At 71.5% G+C, this 20,701-nt stretch carries 19 protein-coding genes; 16 read left to right on the top strand and 3 right to left on the bottom strand.

Translation table 11 applies throughout. The annotated features are described in order from the left end of the window. Positions 1-26: 26 nt before the first annotated feature. From pdxS to OG871_RS31435, 12 genes are all read left to right on the top strand, one after another. The gene (gene pdxS, locus OG871_RS31380; protein ID WP_371501377.1) at positions 27-938 is read left to right on the top strand and encodes a pyridoxal 5'-phosphate synthase lyase subunit PdxS; all 912 of its coding nucleotides are present in this window, start codon (positions 27-29) and stop codon (positions 936-938) included. A 94-nt stretch (positions 939-1,032) separates the two neighbouring features. Then, positions 1,033-1,647: a pyridoxal 5'-phosphate synthase glutaminase subunit PdxT gene (gene pdxT / locus OG871_RS31385; RefSeq protein WP_371501379.1), complete on the top strand. Its 615-nt coding sequence runs from the start codon at positions 1,033-1,035 to the stop codon at positions 1,645-1,647. 101 nt (positions 1,648-1,748) lie between these two features. Beyond that, a complete protein-coding gene (locus tag OG871_RS31390; protein WP_371501381.1) occupies positions 1,749-2,507 on the top strand; it encodes a YebC/PmpR family DNA-binding transcriptional regulator in 759 nt (252 codons plus the stop codon). Positions 2,508-2,768: 261 nt separating this feature from the next. Continuing rightward, positions 2,769-3,347 carry a crossover junction endodeoxyribonuclease RuvC gene (ruvC, locus tag OG871_RS31395; protein ID WP_371501382.1) on the top strand — a complete coding sequence of 193 codons (579 nt, stop codon included), beginning with the start codon at positions 2,769-2,771 and terminating at the stop codon, positions 3,345-3,347. Continuing rightward, positions 3,344-3,955 carry a Holliday junction branch migration protein RuvA gene (gene ruvA, locus OG871_RS31400; RefSeq protein WP_371501383.1) on the top strand — a complete coding sequence of 204 codons (612 nt, stop codon included), beginning with the start codon at positions 3,344-3,346 and terminating at the stop codon, positions 3,953-3,955. The genes ruvC and ruvA overlap by 4 nt, the downstream gene beginning before the upstream one ends. 79 nt (positions 3,956-4,034) lie before the next feature. Continuing rightward, a complete protein-coding gene (gene ruvB, locus OG871_RS31405; RefSeq protein WP_371501384.1) occupies positions 4,035-5,129 on the top strand; it encodes a Holliday junction branch migration DNA helicase RuvB in 1,095 nt (364 codons plus the stop codon). Between the two features lie 199 nt (positions 5,130-5,328). Next, a complete protein-coding gene (gene yajC, locus OG871_RS31410; protein WP_371501385.1) occupies positions 5,329-5,736 on the top strand; it encodes a preprotein translocase subunit YajC in 408 nt (135 codons plus the stop codon). 146 nt (positions 5,737-5,882) lie between these two features. After that, complete coding sequence (secD, locus tag OG871_RS31415) at positions 5,883-7,691, top strand: protein translocase subunit SecD (RefSeq protein ID WP_371501386.1); 1,809 nt, start codon at positions 5,883-5,885, stop codon at positions 7,689-7,691. A 4-nt stretch (positions 7,692-7,695) separates the two neighbouring features. Further along, positions 7,696-8,805, top strand: a complete 1,110-nt coding sequence (gene secF / locus OG871_RS31420) for a protein translocase subunit SecF (RefSeq protein ID WP_371501388.1) — start codon at positions 7,696-7,698, stop codon at positions 8,803-8,805. A gap of 23 nt (positions 8,806-8,828) precedes the next feature. Then, a complete protein-coding gene (locus tag OG871_RS31425) occupies positions 8,829-9,380 on the top strand; it encodes an adenine phosphoribosyltransferase (RefSeq protein ID WP_371501390.1) in 552 nt (183 codons plus the stop codon). 165 nt (positions 9,381-9,545) lie between these two features. Next, positions 9,546-11,942, top strand: coding sequence for a bifunctional (p)ppGpp synthetase/guanosine-3',5'-bis(diphosphate) 3'-pyrophosphohydrolase (locus tag OG871_RS31430; protein WP_371501392.1), 2,397 nt, complete (start codon positions 9,546-9,548; stop codon positions 11,940-11,942). A 99-nt stretch (positions 11,943-12,041) separates the two neighbouring features. Further along, a complete protein-coding gene (locus OG871_RS31435) occupies positions 12,042-12,851 on the top strand; it encodes a hypothetical protein (RefSeq protein ID WP_371501394.1) in 810 nt (269 codons plus the stop codon). A 5-nt stretch (positions 12,852-12,856) separates the two neighbouring features. Here the strand turns inward: OG871_RS31435 and OG871_RS31440 are convergent, their stop codons facing one another. Then, positions 12,857-13,300: a MarR family winged helix-turn-helix transcriptional regulator gene (locus OG871_RS31440; RefSeq protein ID WP_371501395.1), complete on the bottom strand. Its 444-nt coding sequence runs from the start codon at positions 13,298-13,300 to the stop codon at positions 12,857-12,859. Positions 13,301-13,361: 61 nt separating this feature from the next. Between OG871_RS31440 and OG871_RS31445 the strand changes: the two genes are divergently transcribed. After that, positions 13,362-14,225, top strand: a complete 864-nt coding sequence (locus OG871_RS31445) for an NmrA/HSCARG family protein (RefSeq protein ID WP_371501396.1) — start codon at positions 13,362-13,364, stop codon at positions 14,223-14,225. 78 nt (positions 14,226-14,303) lie between these two features. On the opposite strand, the gene OG871_RS31450 is transcribed toward OG871_RS31445, so the two are convergent. Then, positions 14,304-15,533: a DUF349 domain-containing protein gene (locus tag OG871_RS31450; protein ID WP_371501398.1), complete on the bottom strand. Its 1,230-nt coding sequence runs from the start codon at positions 15,531-15,533 to the stop codon at positions 14,304-14,306. A 250-nt stretch (positions 15,534-15,783) separates the two neighbouring features. Further along, positions 15,784-16,587 carry a peptidylprolyl isomerase gene (locus OG871_RS31455; RefSeq protein ID WP_371501400.1) on the bottom strand — a complete coding sequence of 268 codons (804 nt, stop codon included), beginning with the start codon at positions 16,585-16,587 and terminating at the stop codon, positions 15,784-15,786. Between the two features lie 246 nt (positions 16,588-16,833). On the opposite strand from OG871_RS31455, the gene OG871_RS31460 reads away from it, so the two are divergent. The 3 genes from OG871_RS31460 to aspS are packed head-to-tail and all read left to right on the top strand — an operon-like array spanning position 16,834 to position 20,620. Next, positions 16,834-17,559: an MBL fold metallo-hydrolase gene (locus tag OG871_RS31460; RefSeq protein ID WP_371501401.1), complete on the top strand. Its 726-nt coding sequence runs from the start codon at positions 16,834-16,836 to the stop codon at positions 17,557-17,559. A gap of 11 nt (positions 17,560-17,570) precedes the next feature. Beyond that, positions 17,571-18,833: a histidine--tRNA ligase gene (gene hisS / locus OG871_RS31465; RefSeq protein ID WP_371501403.1), complete on the top strand. Its 1,263-nt coding sequence runs from the start codon at positions 17,571-17,573 to the stop codon at positions 18,831-18,833. Continuing rightward, positions 18,830-20,620 (top strand): aspartate--tRNA ligase, encoded by a 1,791-nt coding sequence (gene aspS, locus OG871_RS31470; protein ID WP_371501405.1) that lies wholly within the window; start codon positions 18,830-18,832, stop codon positions 20,618-20,620. The genes hisS and aspS overlap by 4 nt, the downstream gene beginning before the upstream one ends. Positions 20,621-20,701 lie beyond the last annotated feature (81 nt).

The following is a 20,701-nucleotide window of genomic DNA, read 5'->3' on the forward strand; positions in this document are numbered from 1 at the left end:
TGGTTCATCTTCGAGTGAGGTCTCACGTGTCCACCACCCCCATCACCGCAGACCAGCCGCAGATCGGCACCGCCCGCGTCAAGCGCGGCATGGCCGAGCAGCTCAAGGGCGGTGTGATCATGGATGTGGTCAACGCCGAGCAGGCGAAGATCGCCGAGGACGCCGGTGCGGTGGCCGTCATGGCGCTGGAGCGCGTCCCCGCGGACATCCGCAAGGACGGCGGCGTGGCCCGGATGTCCGACCCGAACATGATCGAGGAGATCATCGCCGCGGTCTCCATCCCGGTCATGGCGAAGTCCCGGATCGGCCACTTCGTCGAGGCGCAGGTCCTCCAGTCGCTGGGCGTCGACTACATCGACGAGTCCGAGGTGCTGACCCCGGCCGACGAGGTCAACCACTCCGACAAGTTCGCCTTCACCACCCCGTTCGTCTGTGGCGCCACCAACCTGGGCGAGGCGCTGCGCCGCATCGCCGAGGGCGCGGCCATGATCCGCTCCAAGGGCGAGGCCGGCACCGGCAACGTGGTCGAGGCGGTCCGCCACCTGCGTCAGATCAAGAACGAGATCGCCAAGCTGCGCGGCTTCGACAACAACGAGCTGTACGCCGCCGCCAAGGAGCTCCGCGCCCCGTACGAGCTGGTCAAGGAGGTCGCCGAGCTCGGCAAGCTCCCGGTGGTGCTGTTCTCCGCCGGTGGCGTGGCCACCCCGGCCGACGCCGCGCTGATGCGCCAGCTGGGCGCCGAGGGCGTCTTCGTCGGCTCGGGCATCTTCAAGTCCGGCGACCCGGCCAAGCGCGCCGCCGCCATCGTGAAGGCCACCACCTTCTTCGACGACCCGAAGATCATCGCGGACGCCTCCCGCAACCTGGGCGAGGCCATGGTCGGCATCAACTGCGACACCCTGCCGGAGACCGAGCGCTACGCCAACCGCGGCTGGTAACTCCCTTCCGCAGCATGCTCGTCGGCCCGCCGCGGCTCCACTCCGCGGCGGGCCGCGCCACGCACCCAGACCGATTTCCCAAGGGGTAACAACCGTGTCCACCAACAACCCAGTCATCGGCGTCCTCGCCCTCCAGGGCGACGTCCGCGAGCACCTGATCGCGCTCGCCGCCGCCGACGCGCTCGCCCGCCCCGTGCGCCGGGCCGAGGAGCTGGCCGAGGTCGACGCGCTGGTGATCCCCGGTGGCGAGTCCACCACGATGTCCAAGCTGGCGCTGCTGTTCGGTGTGATGGACCCGCTGCGCGAGCGGGTGGCCGCCGGGATGCCGGTCTACGGCACCTGCGCGGGCATGATCATGCTGGCGGACAAGATCCTGGACGGCCGGGACGACCAGGAGACCGTCGGCGGCATCGACATGACGGTCCGCCGCAACGCCTTCGGCCGGCAGAACGAGTCCTTCGAGACCGCGATCCCGTTCCAGGGCCTGGGCGGCGAGGCCGTCAACGGCGTGTTCATCCGCGCCCCGTGGGTGGAGTCGGTCGGCGAGGGCGTCCAGGTGCTCGCCGAGGTGCCGGCCGCCGACGGCCCGGACAGCCGGATCGTCGCCGTCCGGCAGGGCAACCTGCTGGCCACCTCCTTCCACCCCGAACTGACCGGCGACCACCGGGTGCACGCGTACTTCGTGTCCATGGTCGAGGCGGCCGTCTGAGCGCGTCCCGAGGCTCGCGCTGACCGTGTGCGAGGTGTCGGTGACGACACCGGTAAGATCTCCTCTGTTCATTTCCATCTGGCGACGTAAAGGAGCTGGCGATGTCCGGCCACTCTAAGTGGGCTACCACCAAGCACAAGAAGGCCGTGATCGACGCCAAGCGCGGCAAGCTCTTCGCCAAGATGATCAAGAACATCGAGGTGGCGGCGCGCACCGGCGGCGGCGACCCGGCGGGCAACCCGACGCTGTACGACGCCATCCAGAAGGCGAAGAAGAGCTCGGTCCCGATCGACAACATCAACCGCGCCGTCAAGCGCGGCTCGGGTGCCGAGGCCGGCGGCGCCGACTACTCGACGATCATGTACGAGGGCTACGGCCCGAACGGCGTCGCGGTGCTGATCGAGTGCCTCACCGACAACCGCAACCGCGCCGCCTCCGACGTCCGGGTCGCGATGACCCGCAACGGCGGCAACATGGCGGACCCGGGTTCGGTCTCCTACCTGTTCAACCGCAAGGGCGTCATCATCGTCCCGAAGTCGGACGGCGTGGACGAGGACAAGGTGTTCGAGGTCGTCCTCGACGCCGGCGCCGAGGAGGTCAACGACCTGGGCGAGACCTTCGAGGTGATCTCCGAGGCCACCGACATGGTCGCGGTCCGCACCGCCCTGGTGGACGCCGGGATCGACTACGACTCGGCCGACGCCAACTTCGTCCCCAGCATGCAGGTCGAGCTGGACGCCGACGGCGCCCGCAAGATCTTCAAGCTGATCGACGCCCTGGAGGACAGCGACGACGTCCAGAACGTCTTCGCCAACTTCGACATCAGCGACGAGGTCGGTGCTCAGCTCGACGCCGAGTGAGTCCCTCCCTCCTGCCGGCCCGGTGGTCCTCCTGGACCGCCGGGCCGGTGTCGTCGGTGCGGCTGTCGGAGGCGACCGGTAGCCTGCGGAGGTCTCCGGCTGCGAACGGGTGCGGGTCCGCCCCCGCCGTGAGCCGAAGGGCGCGCCGACGCGGAGATCGACGAGTGACCAGCGACGCAGGAGCGCCGGAGCGAGGAGCGTCGGCATCGGTCCGGGCGCCCGGAGGCGAGTGGCGGGCAGGAACAGGAAAGCGGGGCCGGAGTGCGGGTGCTGGGTGTGGACCCTGGGCTGACCAGGTGCGGTGTCGGCGTGGTCGACGGCGCACCGGGACGGCCGCTGGCCATGGTCGGCGTCGGGGTGGTGCGCACGCCGGCCGACGCGGAGATCGGGCAGCGGCTGCTGCTGGTCGAGCAGGGACTGGAGCAGTGGCTGGACGAGCACCGTCCCGACCTGGTCGCGGTCGAGCGGGTCTTCGCCCAGCACAACGTCCGGACGGTGATGGGCACCGCGCAGGCCAGTGCGGTCGCGATGCTCTGCGCCACCCGCCGCGGCATCCCGGTCACCCTGCACACCCCGAGCGAGGTCAAGGCCGCCGTCACCGGCTCGGGCCGGGCCGACAAGGCCCAGGTCACCGCGATGGTCACCCGGCTGCTACGGCTGGACGCCCCGCCGAAACCGGCCGACGCCGCCGACGCGCTGGCGCTGGCCATCTGTCACATCTGGCGCGGCGGCTCGACCAACCGGCTCACCGCCGCGATCGCCCAGGCGGCCCAGACCGCCGCGGCCGCCCCCGCACCCCGTACCACCCGCCCCGCCTTCCGTCAGGAGCGTCGCCGATGATCGCCTTCGTCCAGGGTCCCGTGGCGGCCGTCGCCGCCGGCACCGCCGTCGTCGAGGTCGGCGGTGTCGGGATGGCCGTCCAGTGCACCCCGGCCACCCTGGCGGGCCTGCGGCTCGGCGAGAGCGTGCGGCTCGCCACCTCACTGGTCGTCAGGGAGGACTCGCTCACCCTCTACGGCTTCGCGGACGACGACGAGCGGGCCACCTTCGAGATCCTGCAGGCCGCCCCCGGCGTCGGCCCCCGGCTGGCGCAGGCCATGCTCGGCGTGCACAGCCCGGACGCGCTGCGCGCGGCGATCGCCGGCGGGGACGAGAAGGCACTGATCGCGGTGCCCGGGATCGGCAAGGCCAAGGCGGCCAAGCTGCTGCTGGAGTACAAGGACAAGCTGGGCGCCCCGCACGGCCTGGTGCCCGCCCAGAAGCCGATCGCCGCCGGTCCCGCGCCCTGGCACGAGCAGCTGCACGCCGCGCTGGTGGGCCTCGGCTACGCTCCGCGCGAGGCGGACGACGCGGTCGCCGCGGTCACCCCCGAGGCCGAGGCGCAGAGCGTGCCGGACGTCGGGGTCCTGCTGAAGGCCGCCCTGCGCGGTCTGAACCGCACCCGTTGACGCCCGGACCCGCGCCCCGCGCCCTGGCGTCTTAGCCACCTGACGACCTGTCATCTTGTCGACATTGGAGCCCGCCCCGATGAGCCCGTACGACTCCGACCCCGCCGACCGCCTGGCCGCAGACCGGCTGGTGCGGGCGGCCGCCGACGGTGAGGACCAGGCGGTCGAGGCGGCGCTGCGGCCCAAGGCGCTGGACGAGTTCATCGGCCAGGAGCGGGTGCGCGAGCAGCTCTCGCTGGTGCTCCAGGCGGCCCGCCGCCGCGGCAGCGCCCCCGACCACGTGCTGCTCTCCGGCCCGCCCGGACTGGGCAAGACCACCCTGTCGATGATCATCGCCGCCGAGCTGAACGCGCCGATCCGGATCACCTCGGGCCCGGCCATCCAGCACGCCGGCGACCTGGCCGCGATCCTCTCCTCGCTCACCGAGGGCGAGGTGCTCTTCCTGGACGAGATCCACCGGATGTCCCGGCCCGCCGAGGAGATGCTCTACCTGGCGATGGAGGACTTCCGGGTCGACGTGATCATCGGCAAGGGGCCGGGCGCCACCGCCATCCCGCTGGAGCTGCCCCCGTTCACGCTGGTCGGCGCCACCACCCGGGCCGGGCTGCTGCCGCCGCCGCTGCGCGACCGCTTCGGCTTCACCGGCCACATGGAGTTCTACACCCCCGCCGAGCTGGAGCGGGTGGTGCACCGCTCGGCCGCCCTGCTGGACGTTGAGATCGACCCGGCCGGCGCCGCCGAGATCGCCGGCCGCTCGCGCGGCACGCCCCGGATCGCCAACCGGCTGCTGCGCCGGGTGCGGGACTTCGCCCAGGTCCGGCACGACGGCGTGGTCACCCGGGAGATCGCCGCCCGGGCGCTGGAGGTCTACGAGGTCGACGCCCGCGGGCTCGACCGCCTCGACCGCGCGGTGCTGGACGCCCTGCTGCGCCTGTTCGGCGGCGGCCCGGTCGGCCTGTCGACGCTCGCCGTGGCGGTGGGGGAGGAGGCCGAGACGGTCGAGGAGGTCGCCGAGCCGTTCCTGGTACGGGAGGGCCTGCTGGCCCGTACCCCCCGTGGCCGGGTCGCCACCGCCGCCGCCTGGCAACACCTGGGGATGACGCCGCCGCTCCAGCAGCAGCGGCCGGGCCCGCCCGCCCAGCCCGGCCTGTGGGGCGCGAAGCCCGGGCAGTGAGCCCGCCCGGGCCGGTGACGTGATCGGAGCGTACGGAAACTGTGCAGGCAGGGGCTCGCCACTTTCGGCGGCAGGATGCGATGCTTGGCGTTGTCCGATCAGAACGGGTCGCCTAGACTCCGCCGGACCGCCCCTCTCACCCGATGGGCCGACGCATACCCTGGCCGCCCCGGTGGGCGGCCTGTAAAGGACCCTGGCTGTGAACTTCATCATCCTCCTCCTCCCGCTCCTGGCGATCTTCCTGCTGTTCCGCTCGCAGAAGAAGCGCCAGTCGCAGATGCAGTCGATGCAGCAGGCGCTGGAGCCGGGCGCCGGCGTGCGCACCATCGGCGGCCTGTACGCGCTGGTGAAGTCGGTCAACGAGGAGACCGTCGAGCTGGAGATCGCGCCGGGTGTGGTCACCCACTTCACCAAGGGCGCCGTCGCGGCCGTGCTGGACCCGCTGGAGTACGACGCGATCATCAACGGCCGCCCGGCCGAGGACGAGCTCGCCGACTCCGTCGAGGACGCCGCCGACGAGGACGACGCGCAGGACAAGCCGCTCAGCCTTGACAAGGACAAGTCGGGCAGCGGCAGCGCCGACGGTGAGGCCCCCGAGAGCAAGTAGTACGGTCGGGCCGTGCCCGGACCAGCGGCAGCCCGCCGCTAGCCAACAGGACCTCAGGGCCGTCCCGCGTCGGTGCCCCCCGTCTTGCCACAAGCCGGACCGGGGTGCAGCGTCCGCGGCGGCATGGACAGGGAGAAACGAGCAAGGTGGCAACACCAAAGTCGCGTCCGCGCGACGGTTACCCGGGACGGGCTCTGGCCCTCATCCTGGTGGCGACCGTCGGACTGGTCGCCCTCATGTTCGGGACGGGTCACAAGACCCCGCGTCTCGGAATCGACCTCGCCGGTGGCACCAGCATCACGCTGACCGCTACGTCGAAGGACCCCGCCGCGATCAACAAGGCCAGCATGGACCTCGCGGTCGGGATCATTCAGCAGCGCGTCAACGGGATGGGTGTCTCCGAGGCGGAGGTGCAGACCCAGGGTGACAAGAACATCATCGTCAACATTCCCGACGGTGGTGACCAGCAGACCGCTATCAAGCAGGTCGGCGACACCGCGAAGCTCTACTTCCGCCCCGTGCTGACCTACGCGCCCAGCGGTCAGCCGACCGCCGACCCGTCGGCCTCGCCGAGCACCGCCCCGAGCGGCTCGGCAGCCCCGAGCGGTGCGGCCACCCCGAGCCCCGCCGCGTCGGGTGCCGCCGCGACCGGCGCCACCCCCAGCGCCTCGGCCAGTGCCAGCAAGGCCGGCCGCGCCGTCAGCGGCGCCCTGCAGGCCGACCCGACGGCCTCGGCGTCCGCCCCTGCGGCCTCCCCGAGCGCCGCCGCGTCGCCGACTGCCCCGGTCGACCCGGCGACGCCGCCCGCGGACCCGGCCGTCGCCGCCCTGCAGCAGCAGTTCGCCGCGCTGGACTGCTCGGACGCCAAGCAGCGCCAGGCGCTCAACAACAACCAGGCCGACCCGACCAAGCCGACCGTGGCCTGCTCCTTCAAGGATGAGGAGAGCGGCGTCAAGGGCCAGAAGGTCTGGAACAAGTTCGTTCTCGGCCCGGTCGCCCTGAACGGCGGCGACGTGGCCAAGGCCTCCGCCGGCTTCGACACCCAGCAGGCGGCCGGCTGGCAGGTCCAGCTGTCCTTCACCGACGCCGGCTCCAAGGCCTTCGCCGCCGTCACCGGCCAGCTCGCCACCCAGCAGTCGCCGGCCAACCAGTTCGCGATCGTGCTGGACGGCAAGGTGGTCTCGCACCCGTACGTCAGCCAGTCGATCACCGGTGGCAACGCGGTCATCTCCGGCAACTTCGGCCAGGAGGAGGCCAAGGGCCTCGCCAACGTGCTGAGCTTCGGCGCCCTGCCGCTCGACTTCACCAAGAGCGACGTCACCACCGTCTCCCCGCAGCTCGGCGGTGAGCAGCTGAAGGCCGGTCTGATCGCCGGTCTGATCGGCATGGTCCTGGTGGTCATCTACTCGCTGGTCTACTACCGCGGCCTCGGCCTGGTGTCGATCGCGGGTCTGATGGTCTCGGCCGCGCTCACCTACGCGATCATGTCGCTGCTCGGCGCGGGGATCGGCTTCGCGCTGAACCTGCCCGCGGTCTGCGGTGCGATCGTCGCGATCGGTATCACCGCGGACTCCTTCATCGTGTACTTCGAGCGGATCCGCGACGAGGTCCGCGAGGGCGCTCCGCTGCGTCCGGCCGTCCAGCGTGCCTGGCCGCGGGCCCGGCGCACCATCCTGGTCTCGGACTTCGTCTCGTTCCTGTGTGCCGCCGTGCTGTACCTGGTGTCGGTCGGCAAGGTCCAGGGCTTCGCCTTCACCCTGGGTCTGACCACCCTGCTCGACGTCGTGGTGATCTTCCTGTTCACCAAGCCGCTGATCACGCTGCTGGCCCGGACGAAGTTCTTCTCCAGCGGCCACAAGTGGTCCGGCCTGGACCCGAAGCGGCTGGGCGCCCGCCCGCCGATCCGGAGCAGCCGCCGTCGCGGCCCCGCCCCCAGTGCCCCCAAGGAGGCCTGACGCCATGTCGCGCTTCGGCAACATCGGCCACCGCCTCTACCAGGGCGAGATCAGCTTCGACTTCGTCGGCCGCCGCAAGCTCTGGTACTCGATCTCCGGTGTGATCGTCCTGGTCGCCGCGATCGGTCTGGCCATGGGCCTGCACCTGGGCATCGAGTTCAAGGGCGGCTCGGTCTACACCGTCAACAAGCCGGGCCTGTCGGTCTCCCAGGCGCAGGACGCCGCCAACAAGATCACCCACGATTCGACCGCCCTGGTCCAGAAGACCGACAAGGGTGACGTCCGGATCCAGGTGAGCTCCGCCTCCGAGGTGGACGCGGAGACCTTCACCGAGCAGCTCGCCAAGGACCTCGGCGTCCCGCAGAACGAGGTCAACGCCCAGGTGATCGGCCCCAGCTGGGGCCACGAGATCTCCCAGAAGGCGCTGCTCGGCCTGGTGATCTTCATGGTGCTGGTCACCATCTACCTGGCCGTCGCCTTCGAGTGGCGGATGGCCCTGGCCGCCCTGGTCGCCCTGATCCACGACCTCCTGATCACCATCGGCGTGTACGCCCTGGTGGGCTTCGAGGTCACCCCGGGCACCGTGATCGGCTTCCTCACCATCCTCGGTTACTCGCTCTACGACACCGTCGTCGTCTTCGACACGGTGAAGGAGAACACCCGGGGCATCGCCAAGCAGAACAAGCGCACCTACAGCGAGGCTGCCAACCTCGGCCTCAACCAGACCCTGGTGCGCTCGATCAACACCACCGTGGTCGCCCTGCTCCCGGTCGCCGCGCTGCTGTTCATCGGCGGCGGCCTCCTGGGCGCCGGCACCCTGAACGACATCTCGCTCGCCCTGTTCATCGGCCTCGCGGCCGGTGCGTACTCCTCCATCTGTGTCGCCACCCCGCTGCTCGCGCAGCTCAAGGAGGCGACGCCGGAGATGAAGGACCTGGCCAAGCGGGTGGCGCTGCGCCGCGCCGCGGACGCCAAGGCGGCGGCCGAGCAGGCGGGCGACACCCGGGCCGAGGACGGCGAGCAGGACGGCGACGTCCCGGCGGGTATGGTTGGTCAGCGCAACCAGCCGGTCGGCCGTGCCCGCGGCAAGGGCCGCCCCTCCGGCAAGCACTGAGCCCGCACTGCGTAAGGACCCCCGTGACCTCCCCTGACCCCGCCCTGGCCGAGCTGCTCAACAGCCGGATCAGGGACGTACCGGACTACCCGAAGCCCGGCGTGCTGTTCAAGGACATCGCGCCGCTGCTGGCCGACGCCGAGGCCTTCGCGGCCCTCACCCAGGCGCTGGCCGACCGGGCGAAGGCGCTCGGTGCGACCAAGGTGGTCGGTCTGGAGGCGCGGGGGTTCGTGCTGGCCGCCCCGGCGGCCTTCGCGGCCGGGCTCGGCTTCGTGCCGATCCGCAAGGCGGGCAAGCTGCCCGGCGAGGTCTTCCGGAAGTCCTACGACCTGGAGTACGGCTCGGCCACCCTCGAGGTGCAGTGCGACGCCTTCGCCCCGGGCGAGAAGGTCCTGGTGGTGGACGACGTGCTGGCCACCGGTGGCACCATCGGCGCCTCGGTGGACCTGGTCCGCCAGGCCGGCGTGGAGCTGGTGGGCGTGGTGGTGCTGATGGAGCTGGGCTTCCTGCCCGGCCGGGAGCGACTGGTCCCGCACCTGGGCGGCGCTCCGCTGGAGACGCTGGTGACGGTCTGAGACCGTCCTGATTCCACCCCCGAGGGGGCGCGCGGCGAGAGCTGTGCGCCCCCTCGGGCGTTCCCGGCCGGGCGGCGGAACGCCCGGCCTGCACTCTCGGTACCATGAAGGTTCACCCCTGCCCACTTGTGCGAGGGGCAGGCCCCGCGCCCCCGAGGAGTGTCCTTGCCCGACGAGGTTGTGCCCACGGCTGACCAGACCCGGCCCGCGCCCTCCGGTACGGCCCCGGTCCGCCCCGGGCCGCCCGCCGCGCCCCGGCCGTCCTCCGGCGGCATGCGCGCCCGGCTGGCCCGCCTCGGCGGTCAGCGCAGCTCCACGGTCAACCCCGTGCTGGAGCCGCTGTTCCGCACCATCCGGGCACAGGACCCGAAGGCCGACCCGGCGCTGCTCAAGGACATCGAGAACGCCTACGCCGTCGCGGAGAAGTGGCACCGCGGGCAGAAGCGCAAGAGCGGCGACCCGTACATCACCCACCCGCTGGCCGTCGCCACCATCCTGGCCGAGCTGGGCATGGACGCCCCGACCCTGATGGCCGGGCTGCTGCACGACACCGTCGAGGACACCGACTACGGCCTGGAGACGCTGCGCCGCGACTTCGGCGACTCGGTCGCCCTGCTGGTCGACGGCGTCACCAAGCTGGACCGGGTCAAGTTCGGCGAGGCGGCCCAGGCCGAGACGGTCCGCAAGATGGTCGTGGCGATGGCCAAGGACCCGCGGGTCCTGGTGATCAAGCTGGCCGACCGGCTGCACAACATGCGGACCATGCGCTACCTCAAGCGGGAGAAGCAGGAGAAGAAGGCCCGCGAGACGCTGGAGATCTACGCCCCGCTGGCGCACCGGCTGGGCATGAACACCATCAAGTGGGAGCTGGAGGACCTCGCCTTCGCGATCCTCTACCCCAAGATGTACGACGAGATCGTCCGGCTGGTGGCCGAGCGCGCGCCCAAGCGGGACGAGTACCTGGCCACCGTGATCGACCAGGTCCAGGGTGACCTGCGCGGGGCCCGGATCACCGCGCAGACCACGGGCCGGCCGAAGCACTACTACTCGGTGTACCAGAAGATGATCGTGCGGGGCCGCGACTTCGCCGAGATCTACGACCTGGTGGGCATCCGGGTCCTGGTCGACACCGTCCGCGACTGCTACGCGGCGCTGGGCACCATCCACGCGCGGTGGAACCCGGTGCCGGGGCGGTTCAAGGACTACATCGCGATGCCCAAGTTCAACATGTACCAGTCCCTGCACACCACGGTGATCGGTCCCGGCGGCAAGCCGGTCGAGCTGCAGATCCGGACCTTCGACATGCACCGCCGGGCCGAGTACGGCATCGCGGCGCACTGGAAGTACAAGCAGCGCGCGGTCGCCGGCGTCTCCAAGGTCCGTACCGACACGCCCACGCACGGACGGCAGCACGACAAGGCCGACGCGGTCAACGAGATGGCCTGGCTGCGGCAGCTGCTGGACTGGCAGAAGGAGACCGAGGACCCGAGCGAGTTCCTCGAGTCGCTGCGCTTCGACCTCTCCAACAACGAGGTCTTCGTCTTCACGCCCAAGGGCGACGTGATAGCGCTGCCGGCCAGCTCCACCCCGGTGGACTTCGCCTTCGCGGTGCACACCGAGGTCGGCTGCCGCTGTATAGGGGCCCGGGTCAACGGACGCCTGGTGCCGCTGGAGTCGACGCTGGAGAACGGCGACACGGTCGAGGTCTTCACCTCCAAGGCGGAGAACGCCGGGCCCTCGCGGGACTGGCTGACCTTCGTCAAGTCGCCGCGGGCCCGGAACAAGATCCGCGCCTGGTTCTCCAAGGAGCGCCGCGAGGAGGCGATCGAGCACGGCAAGGAGGCGATCGCCCGCGCGATGCGCAAGCAGGGTCTGCCGATCCAGCGCATCCTCACCGGCGACTCGCTGGTCACCCTGGCGCACGAGATGCGCTACCCGGACATCTCGTCCCTGTACGCCGCGATCGGCGAGGGCCATGTCACGGCCCAGTCCATCGTGCAGAAGCTGGTCCAGGCGCTCGGCGGCGAGGAGGGCGCGGTCGAGGACCTCGCCGAGACCGCCACCCCGACACACCAGAGCAGGGCGGTGCGCCGCCGGGCCAAGGGCGACCCGGGTGTGATCGTCAAGGGCGTCGAGGACGTCTGGGTGAAGCTCTCCCGCTGCTGCACCCCGGTGCCGGGTGACCCGATCGTCGGCTTCATCACCCGCGGCAACGGCGTCTCGGTGCACCGGGCGGACTGCGTCAACGTCGAGTCCCTGACCCAGCAGCCGGAGCGGATGATCGAGGTCGAGTGGGCGGCCACCCAGTCCTCGGTCTTCCTGGTGGCCATCCAGGTCGAGGCGCTGGACCGCTCCCGGCTGCTCTCGGACGTCACCCGGGTCCTCTCCGACCAGCACGTCAACATCCTGTCCGCGGCGGTGCAGACCTCCCGGGACCGGGTGGCGATGAGCCGCTTCACCTTCGAGATGGGCGACCCGAAGCACCTCGGCCACGTGCTCAAGGCCGTCCGCGGCGTCGAGGGCGTCTACGACGTGTACCGGGTGACCTCGGCGCGCAAGTAACGACCGGGGAGCCCGCGACTGCGGATGCGGGGCCTGCGTGAGCGGCACAGAATGTCACCGTCCGATCCGGTGCTGGAGTGTCGACTCGCGGAGGCCGCCATGGGTGGCAGGCAGATGGTCGTGGCAGTGGTGATCGGCGCCGGACTGGCGGCGGGCGCTACCGGGTGCGGGGACGGCGGTGGAGGAGACGGGGGCGGCGGCAGTGCGACCGCGGGCGGCGCCGGAACGGCCTCCGGCGGTACGGCCGCCCCGAACGGCGTGGAGAGCCTGGAACCGCGCCAGATCGTCGACCGGTCGGTGCAGGCGCTCAAGGACAGCCACAGCGTGCACGTCACCGGCCGGGTGAACTCGGACGGCGAGACGACCACCGTCGACCTCGCGATGGACTCCGACGCGCACTGCGCCGGCACCATGAGCCTCGACGGCCAGGGCGGCTTCCGGGTGGTCAAGGTCGGCGAGCAGCTCTGGATCAAGCCCGACCAGGAGTTCTGGCAGGCCCACGGCGGCCCGGCGATCGCCCAGCTGGTCGGCGACAAGTACCTCAGGACCACCATCGACAACCCCGACTTCTCGGACGTCGCCTCGCTCTGCGACCTGAACGGCATGGCCGACCTGATCGGCACCGACAACGGTCCGCTGAGTGCGGGCACCCGGACCACGGTGGAGGGCGCCCCGGTGGTCTCGGTGATCACCACTCAGGACGGCGCGCCGGGCACGCTCTACGTGGCGGTCCAGGGCCGGCCGTACCCGGTGCGGCTGGAGAAGATCGGCGGAACGGACACCGGGCAGCTGGACTTCAAGGACTTCGGCGCCCGGGTCGCGGCCACCGCGCCGTCGGAGGACCAGTCACTGGACCTGGACGAGCTGCAGCGGGAGTCCGGCGCGACCGGACGCCCGTCCACGGTCTGAGCCCGTCACCCCTTGGCGCGCAGGCGGGCGATCTGCTGCCGGGAGAGCTCGGTGGTGCGCCGCATGTGGCGCAGCAGCAGCTCCCGTTCCGCCTCGGTGTAGCCCTCGAACATCTCCCGCCAGCCCACGGCGAGCTCCGCCCACAGGTCGTGGACGGGCTGCAGCGCCGCCGGGACGGGTTCGACCAGCACCCGCCGCCGGTCCGCCGCGTCCCGCCGGCGGGCGACGTAACCGGCCTTCTCCAGCCGGTCGACCAGTCGGGTCGCCGAGCCGCTGGTGAGCCCGGTGAGCTCGGCGATCCGGCCGGTGGTGAACGGGCCGGGCTCGCCGGTCAGCAGGTTGAGGCACTGGACGTCGGTCGGGTGCAGCCCCAGGTGGTCGGCGACGGCCTGGTTGAACATCACGTAGGACGCCAGGTAGCGGCGGGACTCGTCCCTCAACTCGTCCATCTGCACGGGCTTGCTCCCTAATTAGCTGCGCGACGCAGACATTGCGTTGTACAGTCACTGCATGACACAGGAATCCTACCGGCCACTGGTGGCCGTCGCCGGTGCCACCGGCGCCCAGGGCGGCGCCGCCGCCCGCGCCCTGCTCGACCAGGGCTTCCGGGTCCGCGCGCTGACCCGGACCCCCGACTCCGCCGCGGCCGCGGCGCTGCGGGCCCTGGGCGCCGAGCCCGCGTACGCCGACTTCGAGAACCGCGGCTCGCTCGACCTCGCGCTCAAGGGCGCCGATGCGCTCTTCGCGATGTCGACGCCGTTCGGCACCGACATCGACACCGAGATACGGCAGGGAGTCGCGCTGCTGGAGGCGGCGGCCGGGGTCGGGCACATCGTCTTCACCTCGGCGGCCCACGCGGACCGCGACACCGGCATCCCGCACTTCGAGAGCAAGCGCCGCATCGAGCGGCGGCTGCGGACCCTGGGCACACCGTGGACGATCCTCGGCCCCGCCGCGTTCATGGACAACTACGCGGGGGAGTGGTCGATGGGCGGACTGCGCGAAGGCCGCTTCGTCCTGCCGATGCCCGCCGACCGGCCGCTCACGCTGATCCCGGCGCAGGACATCGGCGCCTTCGCGGCGCTCGCGCTCGCCCGGCCGCAGGAGTTCGCCGGACGACGGATCGACCTCGCCTCCGACGAGCTGACCTGCCCGGAGATCGCCCGGGTGATGACCGGGGTGTGCGGTCGGCCGATCCGGTTCGAACCGCTGCCGCTCGCCGAGATCGAGGCCTACTCGGCCGACCTCGCGGCGATGTTCCGCTACTTCGGCGAGGTCGGTCTCGAGGTGGACGTGGCAGGGCTGCGGCGGGACCACCCCCAGGTGGGCTGGCAGAGCTTCGCGGACTGGGCCGGCGCCCGGACCTGGGCCTGACCGCCCTCGCGGGATCCCGTTCCCGGACAACGCGAAGGGCCCCCTCCGTGGAGGGGGCCCTTCGTGCGGTGCGGCGGATCAGCCGCTGAACTCCTGCAGGCTCTTCAGGGCCTGGTCCAGCAGGGCCTGACGGCCCGCCAGCTCGGACTCCAGCTTGGCGACCCGGCTCGCGTTGCCGGCCGCACGGGCCTTGTCCACGTCGGCCTGGAGCTTGTCCACGGCCTGCTGGAGCAGCCCGGTCATACCGGCCGCGCGGGCCTTGGCCTCCGGGTTGGAGCGCTGCCACTCGGCGTCCTCCGCCTCGCGGATCGCCCGCTCGACGGTGTTCAGGCGGGCGTCGAGCTTCGGCCGGGCGTCCCGCGGCACGTGGCCGATGGCCTCCCAGCGCTCGTTGACGTCGCGCAGCGCGGCCTTGGCGGCCTTGAGGTCGGTGATCGGCAGGATCGCCTCCGCCTCGACCAGCAGGGCCTCCTTGAGCTTCTGGTTCTCACCCTGCTCGGCGTCGCGCTCGCTGAAGGTGGCGGACCGGGCCTGGAAGAAGACGTCCTGCGCGCCCCGGAAGCGGGCCCACAGCTCCTCCTCCGCGTCGCGCTGGGCGCGGCCGGCGGCCTTCCACTGCGTCATCAGGTCGCGGTACGCGGCGGCGGTGGCGCCCCACTCGGTGGAGTCGGAGAGCGCCTCCGCCTCGGTGACCAGCTTCTCCTTCACCGCACGGGCCTGGTCGCGCTCGACGTCCAGCGCGGCGAAGTGCGCCTTGCGGTGCTTGGAGAAGACCGAGCGGGCGTGCGAGAAGCGGTGCCACAGCTCGTCGTCACTCTTGCGGTCGAGCCGCGGGAGCGCCTTCCAGCTGTCCACCAGGGCCCGCAGCCGGTCGCCGGCCTCCCGCCACTGGGTCGACTCGGCGAGCTGCTCGGCCTCGGCGACCAGCGCCTCCTTGGCGGCCCGGGTCTCCTCCTGGGCCTTCGCCCGGGCGGCCCGGCGCTCGGTCTGCCGGGTCTCGATCTCGCCGGTCAGCGTGTCGAGGCGCTTGGCCAGCGCGTCCAGGTCGCCGACCGCGTGCGCCTCGACCACCTGCGCGCGAAGGTGGTCCAGCGCGACCTGCGCCTCCTTGGCGGCCAGGTCGGTCTTGCGGACGCGGTGCTCCAGCAGGCCGATCTCGGCCTCCAGGCCCTGGTACTTCCGCTCGAAGTAGGCGAGGGCCTCCTCCGGGGAACCGGCCTGCCAGGAGCCGACGGCGCGTTCGCCGTCCGCGGTCCTGACGTACACGGTCCCCTGCTCGTCGACACGGCCCCACGGGTCGCTGCTCACAGCGCCTCCTCCACATGACGCCGCGGCCCGCGGAAGTGCGGGGCGCGTACGTCGTCCACAGTTGATGTGCGGCGGACCGATGGAGTCCGCCGTCCGAGCCGTCCGAGTGTTGCGCCGAGGGTGACGGCCGACGGTCAGGGAACCCTATACAACAGCAACATAGGCGACCAGCGCCGGTGCTGTCCGCATCCGGGCCGGGCGATTTCCCCCGGCGCCGTGCCCCGGGCCCGGTGCACGGCGCCGGGATCCGTCAACCCTTGGCGACGGCCACCTTGTTGAGGACCACGTCGGCCACCGGGGCGCCGTCGCCGCCACCGCCCTGGACACCGCCGCCGGCGATGTTCTGGAGCACGTCCAGACCGCCGGTGATCTTGCCGAACGGGGTGTAGTTCGGCGGCAGCTGGGTGTCCTTGTACACCAGGAAGAACTGGCTGCCGTTGGTGCCCGGGCCGGCATTGGCCATCGCCAGGGTGCCGGCCGGGTAGGTGGCGCCGGTCAGGTTCTCGTCCGGGAACTTGTAGCCCGGGCCGCCGGAGCCGGTGCCGGTCGGGTCGCCGCACTGGAGGACGTAGATGCCCTCGGTGGTGAGGCGGTGGCACTTGACGTGGTCGAAGTACTGCTCACCGGCGAGGAAGGCGAAGGAGTTCACCGTGTGCGGCGCCTTGGCGGCGTCCAGGGTGACGGTCACCGGGCCGCAGCTGGTGTCCAGGGTCGCCGTGTAGGCCGCCTTGGTGTCGACCGTCATGGCCGGCTCGGTCTGCCACTGCTTCCCGTTCGGCTTGCCCTCGGCCGGCGGGTTGCAGCCCTTGACCTGGGTGGCCCCGGCGGTCTTGTCCGGTGCGGCCTGGGGAGAGCTGTTCTTGCCCTTGTCCGAGGAGTCGAAGACCCCTCCCGCCCAGGCACCGCCGGTGGCGACCACCACGACCGCGAGCGCGGCACCGATGATCGCCTTCCGCTGCTTCTGGCGCTTGTGGGCCTCGGCCCGACGTGCTGCCTGACGCTCGTACTTCTCGCGGGCGAGCTGCCGCCGTCGCTGTTCGTTGCTGCTGGCCACCGGCCGTGTCTCCTACGTAGGCGCTGGACGTCTGGGAAAGTGCCGATGCGGATCATCGCACCCGTCGGCGGCCAAGTGTAAGGACCCTGTGCGTAAGTTCGAGGTCAAGCGAGCGGCGCGCGGGCCGGGATCGACCCGGAAGGGCGCGTGGTAACGGGTTCGCTCGCGGTGCCGTCCCGCCGGTAGGCTGCGACGTGACCAGGCGGTGACACCGGAACGCCCGCCCCCGACCGAAGAGGACTCGCGTTGTTCGTCGCCGGATTTCCCGCCGGAGCCTGGGGCACCAACTGCTACCTGGTAGCACCGGCCGCCGGCGAGGAGTGCGTGATCGTCGACCCCGGTCACGAGGCCACCCAGGGCGTCGAGGACCTGATCCGCGAGCACCGGCTGAAGCCCGTCGCGGTGGTCCTCACCCACGGACACATCGACCACATCGCCTCGGTGATGCCGATCTGCGGCGCCCGCGGCGTGCCCGCCTGGATCCACCCCGAGGACCGCTACATGATGGCCGACCCGGAGCGGGCGCTCGGCCGCTCGCTCGGGCAGCAGCTGATGGGCAGCCTCACCGTCGGCGAGCCGGACGACGTGCGGGAGCTCACGGACGGCAGCCTGTTGGAGCTGGCCGGCCTGCGGCTCACCGTCGACCACGCACCCGGCCATACCAAGGGGTCGGTGACCTTCAGGACGCCTGCGAGTGACGCCCGTTCCTCCGATCAGGGGGTCCCACCGGTGCTGTTCTCGGGTGACCTGCTCTTCGCCGGCTCCATCGGGCGTACGGACCTCCCGGGCGGGGACAGCGCGGCGATCATGCAGTCGCTGGCCCGGGTGTGCCTGCCCCTCGACGACGCCACCGTGGTCCTGTCCGGCCACGGCTCCCAGACCACCATCGGCCGTGAGCGCGCCACCAACCCCTACCTCAAGCAGGCGGCGGGAGCGCTCGATGCTCCGGCCTTCCCGCGACGAGGAATGTGACGGAAGAGAAGTTGAGCACCTTCACCGCCCCCAAGGGCACCTACGACCTGCTGCCGCCGAGCTCCGCGACCTACCTGGCGATCCGCGAGCGGCTCGCCGGCCCCGCGCGCCGGGCCGGGTACGGCTACATCGAGACGCCGGTCTTCGAGGACATCAAGCTCTTCTCCCGCGGCGTCGGTGAGTCCACCGACATCGTCACCAAGGAGATGTACAACCTCACCACCAAGGGCGGCGACGAGCTGGCGCTGCGCCCCGAGGGCACCGCCTCGGTGGTCCGCGCCGCCCTCCAGGCCAACCTGCACAAGCAGGGCAACCTGCCGGTCAAGCTCTGGTACTCCGGCTCCTTCTACCGCTACGAGCGGGCACAGAAGGGCCGCTACCGCCAGTTCGCCCAGGTCGGTGCCGAGGCGATCGGTGCCGAGGACCCGGCGCTGGACGCCGAGCTGATCATCCTGGCCGACGACGCCTTCCGCTCGCTCGGCCTGCGCAGCTACTCGCTGCTGCTCAACAGCCTCGGCGACAAGCAGTGCCGCCCGGTCTACCGCGCCGCCCTGGTCGAGTTCCTGGCCGGACTGGACCTGGACGAGGACACCCGCCGCCGCGCCGGGATCAACCCGCTGCGCGTGCTCGACGACAAGCGCGAGTCCGTCCAGGCCCAGCTCACCGACGCCCCGCGGCTGCGCGACTACCTGTGCGAGGACTGCAAGGCGTACGACGAGCAGGTCCGGGAGCTGCTGACCGCCGCCGGTGTCGCCTTCGTGGACGACCCCAAGCTGGTCCGCGGGCTGGACTACTACACCCGCACCACCTTCGAGTTCGTGCACAACGGCCTCGGCGCGCAGTCCGCGATCGGCGGCGGCGGCCGCTACGACGGCCTGTCCGAGATGCTCGGCGGCCCGGCGCTGCCGTCCGTCGGCTGGGGCCTCGGGGTGGACCGCACCTTCCTGGCGATGGAGGCCGAGGGCATCGTCCTCGACCTGCCCGCCGCCACCTCCGTCTACGCCGTCGCGCTCGGCGAGGAGGCCAAGAACGTCCTGTTCGCCAAGGTGGTGGAGCTGCGCCGGGCCGGCGTCGCGACGGACCTGGCCTTCGGCGTCAAGGGCATCAAGAACGCCATGAAGTCCGCCGACCGTTCGGGTGCGCGCTACGCCCTGGTCGCGGGCGAGCGCGACCTCGCCGAAGGCGTCGTCCAGCTCAAGGACATGACCACCGGCGAGCAGACGCCCGTCGCCCTCGAAGCACTCGTCACCACCCTGAAGGAGAAGCAGCTGTGATCCGCACGCACGACGCGGGCACGCTCCGCGCGGAGCACGCCGGCACCACCGTCATCCTGGCCGGCTGGGTCGCCCGCCGCCGTGACCACGGCGGAGTCGCGTTCATCGACCTCCGCGACGCCTCCGGCACCGTGCAGATCGTGGCCCGTGACCTGGAGGCCATCGGCAGCCTGCGCGCCGAGTACTGCGTCAAGGTCACCGGCGAGGTCCGGGTCCGTCCCGAGGGCAACGAGAACACCGAGATCGCCACCGGCGCGATCGAGGTCGTGGTGAGCGACCTGGAGGTGCTCTCCGAGGCCGCCCCGGTGCCGTTCCCGGTCGCCGAGTACGAGCCCGGCACGGTCAACGAGGAGGTGCGCCTGCGCTACCGCTACCTGGACCTCCGCCGTGAGGGCCCGGCCCGCGCGCTGCGCCTGCGCTCCAAGGTCAACCACATCATCCGCACGGTGATGGAGGAGAACGACTACCTCGACATCGAGACGCCGTACCTCACCCGCTCCACCCCCGAGGGCGCCCGCGACTTCCTCGTCCCGGTCCGCCTGCAGCCCGGCCACTGGTACGCCCTGCCGCAGTCGCCCCAGCTGTTCAAGCAGCTGCTGATGGTGGCCGGCATGGAGCGGTACTACCAGATCGCCCGCTGCTTCCGCGACGAGGACTTCCGCGCCGACCGGCAGCCGGAGTTCACCCAGCTGGACATCGAGGCGTCCTTCGTCGACCAGGAGGACATCCTGGCTCTCGGCGAGAAGATCGTCGGCGCCATCTGGCGCCAGGTGCACGGGTACGAGATCCCGAACCCGCTGCCCCGGATGACCTACGCCGACGCGATGAACCGCTACGGCTCCGACAAGCCGGACGTCCGCTTCGGCCAGGAGCTGACCGACCTCACCGAGTACTTCGCCGGCACCGAATTCCGGGTCTTCCAGGCGCCGTACGTCGGCGCGGTCGTCATGCCCGGCGGCGCCTCGCAGCCCCGCAAGCAGCTGGACGCCTGGCAGGACTGGGCCAAGGCGCGCGGCGCCCGCGGCCTGGCCTACGTGCTGGTCGACGCCGAGACCGGCGAGCTGCGCGGCCCGGTCGCCAAGAACCTCTCCGAGGAGCACCTGGCAGGCCTGGCCGCCGCGGCCGGCGCCAAGCCGGGCGACGCGGTGTTCTTCGCGGCGGGCAAGAAGGCCGCCTCGCAGGAGCTGCTCGGCGCCGCCCGGCTGGAGATCGGCCGCCGCTGCAACCTGATCGACGAGTCGCAGTGGGCCTTCCTCTGGGTGGTCGACTTCCCGATGTTCGAGCCGATCGAGGACGACAAGGGCGAGTTCCAGGGCTGGCACGCGGTGCACCACCCGTTCACCGCGCCGACCGCCGAGTCCCTGGCGAGCTTCGACACCGACCCGGGCAGCGCGCTCTCCAACGCGTACGACCTGGTGCTCAACGGCTCGGAGCTGGGCGGCGGTTCGATCCGTATCCACCAGCGCGACGTGCAGAAGCGGGCCTTCGACGCGATCGGGCTCTCCGAGGAGGAGGCCCAGTCGCAGTTCGGCTTCCTGCTGGACGCCTTCAACTACGGCCCGCCGCCGCACGGCGGTGTCGCCTTCGGCCTGGACCGCATCGTCACCCTGCTGGGCGGGTACGACACCATCCGTGACGTGATCGCGTTCCCGAAGACCAGCACCGGCGGCGACCCGCTCACCGGCGCGCCGACTCCGATCACGTCGGCCCAGCGCCGCGAGGCCGGCGTCGACGCCAAGCCCAAGGGCGTCGAGACGGCCAACCCGGCCCCCGAGGTCAAGGCCTGACACCCGGTCAGTAACACCATGCTCACGGCCCCGGTCGGCGCGAACCACCTCACGGTAGGCTCGCCCCGCCCGGGGCCGGTG

This window comes from Kitasatospora sp. NBC_00374 (assembly GCF_041434935.1).
In the GTDB taxonomy this organism is placed as follows: domain Bacteria; phylum Actinomycetota; class Actinomycetes; order Streptomycetales; family Streptomycetaceae; genus Kitasatospora.

Coding starts and splice junctions, on each gene's coding strand:
- OG871_RS31390 (WP_371501381.1), top strand. CDS start 1,749: ATGTCCGGCCACTCTAAGTGGGCTACCACCAAGCACAAGAAGGCCGTG.
- secF (WP_371501388.1), top strand. CDS start 7,696: ATGTCGCGCTTCGGCAACATCGGCCACCGCCTCTACCAGGGCGAGATC.
- ruvA (WP_371501383.1), top strand. CDS start 3,344: ATGATCGCCTTCGTCCAGGGTCCCGTGGCGGCCGTCGCCGCCGGCACC.
- OG871_RS31435 (WP_371501394.1), top strand. CDS start 12,042: ATGGGTGGCAGGCAGATGGTCGTGGCAGTGGTGATCGGCGCCGGACTG.
- ruvB (WP_371501384.1), top strand. CDS start 4,035: ATGAGCCCGTACGACTCCGACCCCGCCGACCGCCTGGCCGCAGACCGG.
- OG871_RS31440 (WP_371501395.1), bottom strand. CDS start 13,300: ATGGACGAGTTGAGGGACGAGTCCCGCCGCTACCTGGCGTCCTACGTG.
- OG871_RS31445 (WP_371501396.1), top strand. CDS start 13,362: ATGACACAGGAATCCTACCGGCCACTGGTGGCCGTCGCCGGTGCCACC.